Below are 13,271 nucleotides of genomic sequence, written 5' to 3' on the forward strand. Positions count from 1 at the left end.
TTTAAATACAGCGCATCAAACAACAAATAATTTTTACCAAGTTCATTTCTTTTATACCTTCAGCCCCTTATTTACTAAACAAACGATTACTTATGTCTCAACAAACTAAGCCCGGTCAACCTAAAGATGTGATTACGGGAGTTAATCCGCACCTAAAAACCAAATGGGCACAATTCGGCACCCTGGTTTCAGTGTTTTTTTTCTGGGGCTTTGTTGCTGCCAGCAATGATATCCTTATCCCGGTTTTTAAAAAGGCTTTTGATCTGTCCCAGAGTCAGAGCCAGTTGGTATCTGTTGCCTTTTATGTTGCTTATACAGTTGGTTCATTGATTTATGTAGGTATTTCCAAAGTTTTGGGTGGAGATCTGCTGAACAGAATCGGTTATAAAAATGGTATTGCAATCGGTCTCATCATTTCAGCATTGGGAACTTTATTATTTTATCCTGCAGCAAATACCGGTTCATTTACATTGATGATCTCAGGTTTGTTTATTGTAGGTCTTGGTTTTTCTTTACAGCAAATTGCAGCGAATCCGCTGGCAATTGTAATGGGTGATCCGAAAACAGGCTCACAGAGGCTTACAATGGCTGGTGGTGTAAATAATTTTGGTACAACCATCGGGCCTTTGCTGGTGAGCTTTGCTATTTTTGGAAGCGTTGCATCTGCCAATCCTGACGCAAGTATTGAAAGTGTGAAGATCCCCTACCTTATTTTGGGTCTTGCTTTTTTAGTTGTAGCGGTGTTTATTAAATTCTCTTCCGTTCCCAATAAAATCGATTTGGAAGAAGTCGCAAAAAGTGAAACAGAGGAAGGCGGGAAATTATTACAACGTACTTCCGCATTTAAATATCCGCAACTTGTGATGGGTATGATTGCCATCTTTGTTTATGTAGGTGTGGAAGTATCTACAGCCAGCAATTTACCTGCGTATTTAGAGCAATTCCTGGGAGTAGAAACAAAAGATGTAGCTCCTTATATTTCTTTATACTGGGCAAGTTTAATGATTGGCCGATGGACAGGTGCTGTTGGTGCTTTTGATGTAAGCAAGGGGGCTAAACAAATCTTAAGCTTCCTGATGCCTTACCTGGCATTTGCAGTTTTTCTGCTGGTTAATGCCATTGCAAAACATGATGTTTCACAGTTTTATATTTATGCAGTTATCATTGCAGTAATGATTGTTTTTGACATTGCAAGTAAAGGCAATCCGGTAAGAATGCTGCTGCTGTTTTCGCTGGCGGGTATTGCAGCTTTACTGATAGGTATGTTCTCATCAGGTCTTGTAAGTGCCTATGCGTTTACAAGTGTGGGCTTGTTCTGCAGCACTTTATGGCCTTGTATTTTTACCATTGCAGTAGCAGGACTTGGCAAGAATACGAACCAGGGAAGCAGTCTGTTGATCATGATGATTATGGGAGGAGGTATTGTAAGCTGGTTACAGGGTGTATTGGCCGATTCAATCGGAATTCATTACAGTTATATTATTGGCGTAGCCTGTTTTGCTTACCTGGCTTATTATGCTCTCCGTGCAAAAACTGTTTTAAAAGCACAGGGTATTGATTTCGATAAACTACAAAGCGGCGGAAGTCACTAAGCATGTAACAACAAATTTTAAATGACTACCTATTATGGCAAAGGAATATGTTATAGGCATTGATGTAGGCGGTACCAATACAAAATTCGGTATTGTTGACAGTAAAGGAACTATCCTTGAACAGGGACGTATCCGTACAGATGCACATGAAAATGCAGAAGATTTTATTGAAGAATTGTATGGTGAACTGAGTTTAATGATTGCCTCGCATGGCGGCACGCAGAATTTCCATGGAATTGGTGTTGGTGCTCCTAATGGAAATTATTACACCGGTACAATTGAATACGCTCCAAACTTAAAATGGAAAGGGATTATTCCAATAGCTGAACTCATGGAAAAGAAATTTCAGCTTCCTACCAGACTTACCAATGATGCAAATGCTGCTGCAGTTGGAGAAATGAAGTATGGTGCTGCAAAAGGAATGAAACATTTTATTACTATCACTCTTGGAACAGGCGTTGGAAGCGGGATTGTAATTGATGGAAAAATTGTATTGGGACATGATGGATTTGCAGGTGAACTGGGACATACAATCATCCGTCCCGGCGGAAGATTGCATAAAGGAACCGGTTTGCGTGGTTCATTAGAATCTTATGCATCAGCTACAGGAGTGAGAGAAACGGCGATTGAAATGCTGACTGAAAATCCATCAACTACCAGCCTGTTACGTAATTATTCCATTGATGATTTAACAAGTGAAACAGTATTTAAATGCGCAGAGCAGGGTGATACTGTTGCCAACCAGATCTTTGAATTTACCGGACAGATTCTTGGTGAGGCATTAGCAAACTTTGTGATGTTTTCTTCACCTGAAGCAATTGTTTTGTTTGGTGGCTTAACAAAAGCAGGCGATCTGATTTTGAAACCAACTGTTCAGGCAATGGAAGCAAACCTCATCCAGATCTTTAAAAACAAAGTAAAAATTATTTACAGTGAACTGAAAGAAGCAGATGCTGCTATTCTTGGAGCGAGTGCACTGGTATGGTAATTTTTTTACTGCTGATACTGAAAGGCGGCCAATGGCCGCCTTTTCTTTTTCCGTCTGTCAATTTCTTATCCACTAAATGCTTTGATTGAGTAAATTGAAACTTTAAACTTACATACTATGCGTTCAACTCTTTTGGTTTTGTTAACCACATTACTTTTCATTTCCTGCAAAACAGAGAATAAACCGAAAACAGATGCACTTGCATCAAACATGGATACAACGGTTAATCCGGCAACTGATTTCTTTTTATACGCCAATGGTGGCTGGATTAAAAAGAACCCCATACCTGCTGATGAAAGCAGCTGGGGAATTGGCAACCTGGTAATAGAAGAAAACAGAACAAGACTCAGAACCATCAATGAAAATGCAGCAAAAGAAGAGGCAGTTCCCGGCTCTACCAGTCAAAAGATTGGTGATTTCTGGAAGACAGCGATGGACACAGTATCAATCGAAAAAAACGGGTTGAAACCATTGCAGCCATGGTTCGAAAAAATAAACAGCATTAACGATCTGAAAAGTTTAAGTAATGTAATTGCACAGCTGGATAAGATTGGGGCATCTTCCATTATTGGAAATTATATTGGGCAGGATGCTAAAAACAGTGATGTGATTGCTTTACAATTCTGGCAAACTGGTTTGGGATTGCCTGAAAGAGAATACTATTTCAAGAATGATTCAGCCACAATCAAAATCCGCAACGCCTATGTAAAATACTTAGCCAACACGTTAACCATGAGTGGCATTGATGCAGCAACTGCGGAAAAATCTGCAGCTGACATCATGAACATCGAAATGAAAATTGCTAAAGTTCACCGCAAGATTGAAGACTTGAGAGATCCTTATTCCAATTATAACAAAATGAGCACGGCCAATTTTTACAAACTTACACCGTCACTTGATATGGAAGGTTATTTCAAAACATCAGGAATACCTTCTGTTGATTCAGTTATTGTTGGTCAGCCGGAGTACTATAAAGAACTGGAAAGTATTTTGCAAACAACTTCTCTCGACACATGGAAATTATTACTTCGTTTCCGGCTCATCAGCAGCTTTGCAGGCACTTTACCTGATGCGTATGGTAATGAAGCTTTTCAATATAATAAACTGCTGAATGGTGCCAAAGAAAGAAAACCACGGTGGAAAAGAGTGTTGCAGACTGAAGAAGATATCATGGGTGAATTACTCGGACAGCTGTATGTAAAAGAATACTTCGGGGAAACAGCAAAGAAAAGATACACAGATCTGGTTGAGGCAATCCGTACTGCATTGAAAGAACGGATAGCAACACTGCCATGGATGAGCGACAGTACCAAACAAAAAGCTTATGTGAAGCTGTCAACCATGAAAAAGAAAGTAGGTTATCCTGACAAGTGGAAGGATTTTTCAGCAATGAAAATTGGCGCTGAAAGTTATACTGACAACCTGATCAACGCAAATACCTGGTGGACGAATTACTACATTAATAAATTAGGTAAACCCGTTGACAGAGATGAATGGTCGATGAGCCCACAAACTTATAATGCTTATTACAATGCAAGCAATAATGAAATTGTTTTGCCTGCGGGCATCTTTACGGTTCCGGGTTATCGTGATGAAGAACTGGATGATGCATTGGTATATGGTTATGCAGGTGCAACAACTATCGGGCATGAAATAACACATGGCTTTGATGATGAAGGAAGACAGTTTGATGAAAAAGGAAACCTGAAAAGCTGGTGGACAAAAGATGATGAATCAAAATTTAAAGTTCGAGCCGATGTGATGGTGAAGCAATACTCAGCATACAAACCATTTGAAGGATATAACATTAATGGCAAAGCTACGCTTGGTGAAAACATTGCTGATCTTGGTGGTAGTTTATTGGGCTGGGATGCTTTTATAAAAACAGAACAGTATAAAAAGAATGAAAAGCTGGCTGGTTTAACACCTGCTCAACGTTATTATCTTGGTTATGCATTGGGATGGCTGGGGCATACAAGAGATGAATCATTGAAAAACCGCCTGCTGACAGATGTACATTCTCCTGCTAAATGGAGAGTGAACGGACCATTTGTAAGTATGGATAATTTCTATACAACCTTTAATGTAAAACCGAGTGATGCCATGTATGTGGCTGACAGTGCAAGAGTGAAAATCTGGTAAGGAAATCATTCAACACAGAGTGAAGGAGTAACTGAGATACACGGAGATCAAATACATTCACTGTATTCTCTGTGTATCTCCAATTCTCTGTTACTCTGTATTGTTATATTAAAACGGTTCGTTGAGTTCAATTCCCAAACCGGGTTTATCACTCACTCCTACTTTGCCATAATCGTATGTGATACCAGTTGCAAGATCTTCTGCAAGTAATAGAGGTCCATCCATATCAATATAGTCAACCAATGGAGCAAGGTGTGCAATAGCTGCTGAACCGATTGTGCATTCATTCATACAACCAATCATGACTTTCATCTCCAGTTCCCTTGCCTTGCTGATCATTCGTAAGCCAGGAGTAATTCCGCTGCATTTAGTGAGTTTAATATTAATGCCGTGAAAATGATGCTGACATTTTTCTACATCGCTTTCATACACGCAGGCCTCATCAGCAATTAATGGTAACGGAGATTCTTTATACAAAACTTTCATTCCCTCCCAGTTATCTTTTGCAAGAGGTTGTTCTACAAATTCTACTCCCAGCTCTTTTAGTAAAGGAATTTTCTGAAGGGCTTCTTCCAAAGTCCAGCCAGCATTGGCATCAACACGAAACACCGCATCTGTATGCTTTCGTAATTCGGTTACCAATTCAACATCGCCGGGCACACCTACTTTTATTTTATAAATGGGCCATGGCTTTTCTTTCATCTTCTCCACCATTTTTTCAACTGTATCGATGCCTATGGTATAATCACAGATGGGTGCTTTGCTGAAATCTAAATTCCAGAGTTGATACAATGGTTTGTTGCGGAGTTTTCCATACATATCCCATGCAGCAATATCCAATGCACAAACAAGAAAATGATTTTGTGGAAATAAATGATGTAAGTAATGCCAGTAACGTTCTGGCTCCATGAACGCAAATTTTTCAACAAACATTTTTTTGCGTTCAAGGTCTTCCATCATTTTCTCAACGGGAATATTGTAATAAGCAATGGCAGGCGCTTCGCCGTAACCCTTTGCCCCACGGTTTTCCAGCTCAACGACAAATGCCGGCTGATGTGTTTTTGTTCCCTTCGAAATAGTGAAAGGATATCGAAAAGGGAGCTCTGTTTTTTTATACCGAATATTCAAGTAAAAATAATTGTTGTGTAAAATAAATCAACCCATCATAAAAGTAACGGTGTTTCTGCCGATAGTTACGCAGTTTAAATATCATGAGACCTCTCCTTCGTCGAGGTGACGTTCTAAGTTTCTTTCTGTTTGAAATAATAAGAATAACCGAATAAAGAAATTTTCAAATCATCAAATCTCCAAATCTTCAAATTGCATTTCATCCTCTCCCACTCAACACCACATATCTTTTCAACTCATCATTGAATTCATCTTCTTTGATCAGATCTTCCAGTGAAATATGCATCCTATATCTCCAGTAATGTTTTGGATTGGCTGGTACATTGATGCGTTCATCATTCGGATTTTCTCTCCGCAGCTTTTCACTCATGCCCAGCAATTCCTGTACCTGGAAAATACTCCACATAGCAGGTGACTGCAAATGCTGAGCAATGATACTCTGAACAATCCATGGTTCACAGAAATAAGGAGCTTCACCAAACTGCCCCAATTCACTGTTATAAAATTTCTGTGTTTGTGCCCTGTCTTCTTCCCACCAGCCACGAATCGTACTCATATCATGTGTACTTGGTGTAACTACACTTAAGTAAGGTGCATCTGCGGGATGGAAGAACTGTTTCTTCGGGTCTTTTGGCATGCGCTGAATTTCCAGACTCAGCATACCCAGTTGTTTCATTACATCAGGAACACAATCAGGCACCATACCCAAATCTTCACCACAAATGAGCATATTGGTGGAACGTTTGAGATAAGGCAATTTTGCAATAGCTTCTTTTCTCCATGCTTCATCCTGGCGCTTAAAGAAATAGTTTACATATAAATCTTCCAGTTTTGCTTTTGTATCCCCATCAAGATGTTTGAATGAAATGGTTGAACTCATGCTGATGCGGAAATGAAACTGCTGCGCCTGGCTTCCTTCCACTTCAAACAAAATCACATTGCTGATACAATCATACAATCCTATTTTGATGCGGTTGTTCACTTCATCCTTTTCCTGTTTTTCAAACCAGGCTTCTACTTTGCGCTGTGTATTGAATTCTTCTTTCAGTTCAAAGTATCCGTTATCAATATGATTCAGATATGGTTTCAATATTTCTGTATCGCCTCCCATTACTTCAGCCAATACAGAATCATTGATATACGGACGGCATAAACGTTGATAATCGAACCACAATCCCTTCTGACTGAATTCACTGATATGAACAGGTGTAGCCGGTACAAAGTATCCGAGAATACCTTCTACAGCATGCATCGGAATACTCCAGATGCGGAAGAAACCAAGAATATGATCAATACGGAATGCATCAAAGTAATTACTCATCTGCTCAAACCTTCTGCGCCACCATCTGAAATCATCATCCATCATCCGTTGCCAGTTATATGTGGGAAAGCCCCAGTTCTGTCCTTTCACTGCAAAATCATCAGGAGGTGCACCAGCCTGCATGCTCATGTTGTATAATTCAGGTTCAACCCATGCATCGCAACTGTTACGGTAAATACCAATAGGAATATCACCCTTTAAAATCACACTGTTTCGATGTGCGTATTCTGCAGCATCTTTTAATTGAAGATGCAGATGATACTGTACAAAATAATGAATGGCAATTTCATCGTAATGCTTTTGTCCGGGGGCAACAAACTTTTGTATTTCCTCTTCACTATAAACACTGAGTGTTTTCCATTGATTGAAATCGGGTGTTTTATATTTATCACGCTGATAACTGAATGCAGCATAAGGCACCAGCCAGTGACGGTTAAGATCAAAGAACTCGAAGAACTTCAGATCCTCATGCATCTCATCTTTTTGCAAAGCATACAATTCTTTGATCACTGCCCATTTCAATTTCATCACTGCTTCATAATCCATCTCAGGCAACTCATTCAGTTCCTTCTGTTTTTTTCTGATTGATTTAATGGCATTATGATTGGCATCGCCAGCCATTTCTTCAAGATTCACAAACATTGGATGCAATGCAAACGCTGAGATAGCAGCATAAGGATAAGAATCCATCCAGGTGTTGGTTGCTGTTGTATCATTGACAGGAAGAATCTGGATCACTTTCATGCCCACTTTCTTCGCCCAGTCAACCAATGCGTTGATATCGGTAAACTCACCAACTCCAGTACTTTTTTGTGTACGTAAACTGAAAACATGAATGGCTACTCCGGCACCTTTCCATGTGTTATTCGGCAATTGGGCAAAACCATCATGCAGAATACTGATTTTCTTTTTGCCGTAGCTGTCATATAAGATACGGTTGTTGCCTGTTTCAAAAAGTACAAAGGTTTTTGTTTTGATATTAAACACTCCATATTTATAAGCAACAGGAAAACTTTCGCTTGATAAGTTAAGTTTAGCTGTCCACCAGTTTCCTTCACGCTGCATTAATACAGGCTCTTCTGTTTTCCATGTGCCGAGACTTGCATTGCTCCCTGCAATACAAAGCACCTCATCTTCTTTCAGTAATGGAGCTTTTGCTTTAAAAATATGTGTAACAGATTTAAGTGAATGCGGTTTGACGGGTGCTGCTTTTGGCAGCAACACTTCCTGGAAAGGCTGTGTGTAAAACGCATTTTCAAATTCGCCTGCATGATTCCATGTATCAATCAGGGTTACTTCATCAACTGCTAATTTCATTACTTCAACTATTCTGTCATCGCCCCATTCAAGGATGCTTTCACCATTTTCATTTTTAAGCAGGTAGTTATATTGCAGTTCGTTTTCAAAGTCTTTACCTAACTCAGTGGTAGCCGTCCAGAATTCGTCTGTAAGGTATTGCATGGGTATGGCTGCGGACAAATCGTTGTTACCCAGCTGGGCACAATTCCCCGTAATAAACAGGCTTTGGCCATACTTAGTAAAGAAGCGGAGATAAAACTGAATCTTCATATGCAAGAATTGGGCGGTAATTTAGGCAAAAAAAGGCCACAATGATGCTCTTTCCGGCTAATAGTAATCAGGTAGTTACCTTCCTGTACAAAGAAACTCAAGCCGACTCTATTTCCTCCTCATAAAAGAGAGTTCTGCAAACGTTTACGGCTTTATTATTTAATCAGCTCAAATTTGTCGTTCAGCCTGATATCCCTTGATGAGGCACCGATCATTACATCAAAATCGCCGGGTTCGGCTACCCATTGCAGTTGCTGATTATAGAACGATAGTTTTTCTTTACTGATGACAAACTTGATGGTTTTTGTTTCACCTGCCTTTAAACTGATCTTCTGAAAATCCTTCAGCTCCTTGATTGGTCTAACGATTGAACCAACCTTATCTCTTAAATACAACTGAACGATTTCTTCTCCGTCGTATTTTCCTGTATTGGTAATGGTTACAGACACTTCAATCTGTTCATTGGCTTTCATTTTTCTCTTACTCATCTGCAGATTGCTGTATTGAAAGCTGGTATAACTTAAACCATATCCAAATTCAAACTTTGGAAAAATAGATTCATCGTTATAAGAAGAATTATAATGCCGGTTACTGTCGTTTGTTGCCGGACGGCCTGTATTAAAATAGCTGTAATAAATCGGGATCTGTCCAACACTGCGTGGAAAAGTCATGGCCAGTTTTGCAGAAGGATTATAATCTCCAAACAAAACATCTGCAATAGCGTTTCCTGCTTCACTGCCCAGCCACCAGGTATATAAAATAGCCGGTGCATTATCAGCTGTATAATTAAATACTAACGGACGGCCAGCATTGATCAGTACAACAACGGGTTTACCGGTTGCCAGTAATTCTTTCAGTAAATCTTCCTGCACACCGGGAATACTGAGATTACTGCGGCTCTTTGCTTCACCACTCATATCTCTTCTTTCACCAATGCTGAGGATCACAACATCTGACTGTTTTGCTATTGCAACAGCTTCTGCAAAACCATCTTTGTTGGTCCCTTCAATATCACATCCTTTTGCATACAATAAGATTGTGCCCGAACCCACTTTATTCTGCAGCCCTTCCCATTGTGTTACAATGTAATTCGAATCAACACCGGGTACCTCCACATCCCAGAAACCTTTGTTCTGTTTCACCGCTTTTACCAATGGCCCGATGAATGCAATTGTTTTTGTGTTCTTTGATAAAGGCAATAAGTTATTTTGATTTTTCAGCAGCACAATACTTTTTGCTCCTGCTTCCCTAGCCACTTTTACATGCGCAGGATTATTTAATGCTGCCTGTTCTCTTGCTTCGTTACAGAATTTATACGGATCATCAAACAAACCGAGTTCAAATTTCTTACGCAGAATCCTTCTTACTGCATCATCAATCAAAGCCATCGGCACTTTACCATCTTTAATCAATTGCACCAAACTGTTTTTATAACAGCGACTTTCCATGTCCATATCACTGCCTGCGGTAATTGCAGACAATGCAGCTTCATACTGATTCTTTACATTACCATGGTTGATCATTTCTCCAATTGACCCCCAATCACTCACAACAAATCCTTTGAAGCCCCATTTGCCTTTTAAGATATCCCTTTGCAAATATTTATTTCCCGTTGCAGGCACTCCATTCAGATCATTAAATGAATTCATAAAAGTAGCAGCACCTGCATCTAATGCAGATTTGAATGGAGGAAGATATGTTTCCCATAACATTCTGTCGCTCATGTCAACAGAATTATAATCTCTGCCACCAATAGCTGCCCCATAAGCAGCAAAGTGCTTGGCACAAGCCATCACAGCATTTATATCGCCTAACTTATTTCCCTGGAAACCTTTTACTCTTGCATAGGCGATCTGCGACCCGAGGTAAGTGTCCTCACCAGCACCTTCCATAACCCTTCCCCAGCGTGGATCACGGGCAATATCAACCATGGGTGCAAATGTCCAGTGAATACCGGCAGCACTTGCTTCTGTTGCAGCAATTCTGGCAGTCAGTTGAATTGCATTAAGATCCCAGCTGCATGCTTCTGCCAAAGGAATTGGAAACGTTGTTTTGTATCCATGAATTACATCCTGTCCAAACAGTAAAGGGATTTTTAAACGGGATTGCATGGCAATCTGCTGCCAGCTTCTTGTACGTTCAACACCAACTGTGTTTAATAAAGAACCAACCTGGCCATTTTTTATTTGTCCTATTTTATTATTATCCGGCGTTACCGGTCCGGTTGCTACATGATCGTCATTATACTGATTCATCTGGCCGATCTTTTCTTCCAGTGTCATCAGCTTTAAAACGGAATCAACTTTCTGACTGATTGTTTTTTTCTGTGCAGCAACAGTTACAAGCTGGCTGATAGACAAGAGCAGCAGAACAGCTGCAAGAAAGTAGTTTTTAAACATGGCATTTATATTACTAATGAAACAATTCTAAAAGAATCAATCAAATAAGGCCAAAGCCGATCTGTTAAAAATAAAAAAGGCTTCTCACAATCCTGATTACCAATTTAAGCAATGTAGTGCAAGGATGATGAAAACCCTATTATATAAATTGTTTACCTGTCGCCCGATTTACTGATAAACTCTTACATAATCAATCACCACTCGCTGAGGAAAGATTTTATCATCCACTCCAACCTTACCGCCTCAGTTTCCTCCTATTGCAATATTCTTCAGCAAATGAAACTCTTTATCATAAGGCCAGGTTTCGCTCCCTTTTCCTTCGTTCCTGAACTCGTAATACTTTTTATTATCAATTAAAAAAGAAATCACATCTGCAGTCCATTCAATAGAATACACATGAAATGCTGTTGACAGATCAGTAAGTTTTATCCCATTTGTTTTTTGTGTGCCAAGCATTCCATTATATGCACCTGTGTGCACACTGCCTAAAACAGAATCGGGCCAGTACCCAACATTTTCCATAATATCAATTTCACCGCTTTTAGGCCAGCCCCCATATTCCCACTTAGTAGGTAACATCCAGATGGCAGGCCACATACCTGTACCTGCAGGAAGTTTTGCACGGACTTCAATGCGTCCGTATTTCCAGTCGCCTTTATTTTTCGAAACCAATCTTGCTGAAGTATATTTTGCATCAGAAAAATTTTCTTTTCTTGCTTCAATAACCAGGTGACCGTTTTCTACCCTGGCATTTTCAAGGCGATCATGTGTATAAAATTGAAGTTCCTTATTGCCCCATCCGCAATTGTCAGGGCATCCTCTTCCTTTATCATAGCCCCACTTTGAACTGTCGGGCAATCCAGGTTGATTAAAATCATCTGACCACACCAGCTTTGTAAAAGAGGTCTGTGCAGTTGCATCACAAAAAACAAAGAGCTGTAACATGAAAAAAAACAACGTATATTTTTTGAGAATCATTGCTGTAGTGTTTTAATTGTTTGTACGAAAGACAAACCAGAAAAGAGTGAATGGTATTAACCAGAAAAAGCCGATACGATTCACTCCTCCATTGATTATAAATACTCGATTGTGTGCTGTATATCTATTTAGTCTATTGATAAACTCTTACATAATCTATTTCCAATGTTGAACTGCTGAAAGCAGGATCAATTGTTCCTCCAAAAGTTCCGCCCATTGCAACATTCAGTATGATGAAAAAATTCTGATTGAATGGCAAACTGCTGTTGTTGCTAAACGTAAAAAAAGGAACATCATCTACAGAAATCTTTATTGTTGCTGCCGACCAGTCTAAGGAATACTTATGAAACTCTGTTGAAACATTTGGAATAGTAACCGTACCACCATCTCCATTTCCACCGGAGTGTCCTGGGTGATGTAATGTACCGTATATTTTATTTTGCTGATTTCCGATATGTTCCATAATATCTATCTCACCACAGGCGGGCCATCCGGCAGTTGAAACATTATTTCCCAACATCCAGATAGCTGGCCACGTACCCAAACCTATTGGCAACTTTGCTCTGACTTCAACCTTACCATACTTAAATGAAAATTTATCTTTCGATAATAACCTTGCAGATGTATAAGCGCTGCCGTTATAGCTCTCTGCCTTTGCTGTAATTTTTAATGTGCCATTCGATACAATTACATTATCAGCTCTGTTGGTATAATTCTGCTGTTCGGCATTTCCCCAACCGCCAGCACCAAGATCATAACCCCACTTTGCCGGATTAGGTGCACCAGGCACATCAAATTCTTCCGACCATATTAATGAAACAGCAACCGTAACAGTAATCTGAATGGATTTAGATATCGTTTTTCCTGTGCTGCTTTTCGCAATCACATTAACAGTATAAGTACCCGAAGCCGGGTACTTATATGTTACAATACCTGAAACAACGGTTTGGAAAATCCCGTTACCATAATCATAATCGTATGTAACTGCATTGCTGGCAGAAGCTGTAAAAGCAACATTACCGCTGTTATCAGTATTTACAACTGCGTTCAGAGTGAGATTTGTCGGTGCTATATCAACCGTCGGTGAACTTTTCTTTTTGCAGGAAAAGCCCATCACCAGTATAAATAATAACAGAACTGATAAATATCTCATA

The 13,271-nt window shown here is 39.7% G+C and carries 7 protein-coding genes and 1 pseudogene; 3 read left to right on the forward strand and 5 right to left on the reverse strand.

Translation table 11 applies throughout. The annotated features are described in order from the left end of the window. The first annotated feature begins 92 nt into the window (after positions 1-92). From IPK31_18345 to IPK31_18355, 3 genes are all read left to right on the forward strand, one after another. Positions 93-1,592, forward strand: coding sequence for an MFS transporter (locus IPK31_18345; GenBank protein MBK8089722.1), 1,500 nt, complete (start codon positions 93-95; stop codon positions 1,590-1,592). Between the two features lie 34 nt (positions 1,593-1,626). Further along, the gene (locus IPK31_18350; GenBank protein ID MBK8089723.1) at positions 1,627-2,580 is read left to right on the forward strand and encodes an ROK family protein; all 954 of its coding nucleotides are present in this window, start codon (positions 1,627-1,629) and stop codon (positions 2,578-2,580) included. Between the two features lie 117 nt (positions 2,581-2,697). Continuing rightward, positions 2,698-4,722: a M13 family metallopeptidase gene (locus IPK31_18355; GenBank protein MBK8089724.1), complete on the forward strand. Its 2,025-nt coding sequence runs from the start codon at positions 2,698-2,700 to the stop codon at positions 4,720-4,722. 108 nt (positions 4,723-4,830) lie between these two features. On the opposite strand, the gene IPK31_18360 is transcribed toward IPK31_18355, so the two are convergent. From IPK31_18360 to IPK31_18380, 5 genes and pseudogenes are all read right to left on the reverse strand, one after another. After that, positions 4,831-5,850, reverse strand: a complete 1,020-nt coding sequence (locus IPK31_18360) for a dipeptide epimerase (GenBank protein ID MBK8089725.1) — start codon at positions 5,848-5,850, stop codon at positions 4,831-4,833. Between the two features lie 199 nt (positions 5,851-6,049). After that, positions 6,050-8,740: a 4-alpha-glucanotransferase gene (locus IPK31_18365; protein ID MBK8089726.1), complete on the reverse strand. Its 2,691-nt coding sequence runs from the start codon at positions 8,738-8,740 to the stop codon at positions 6,050-6,052. Positions 8,741-8,895: 155 nt separating this feature from the next. Beyond that, positions 8,896-11,139: a glycoside hydrolase family 3 C-terminal domain-containing protein gene (locus IPK31_18370; GenBank protein ID MBK8089727.1), complete on the reverse strand. Its 2,244-nt coding sequence runs from the start codon at positions 11,137-11,139 to the stop codon at positions 8,896-8,898. A gap of 168 nt (positions 11,140-11,307) precedes the next feature. Further along, positions 11,308-12,117: pseudogene (locus tag IPK31_18375) on the reverse strand (glycoside hydrolase family 16 protein). Positions 12,118-12,250: 133 nt separating this feature from the next. Further along, a complete protein-coding gene (locus tag IPK31_18380) occupies positions 12,251-13,270 on the reverse strand; it encodes a family 16 glycosylhydrolase (protein MBK8089728.1) in 1,020 nt (339 codons plus the stop codon). Position 13,271: the final 1 nt, after the last annotated feature.

This window comes from Chitinophagaceae bacterium (assembly GCA_016713085.1).
In the GTDB taxonomy this organism is placed as follows: Bacteria; Bacteroidota; Bacteroidia; order Chitinophagales; family Chitinophagaceae; genus Lacibacter.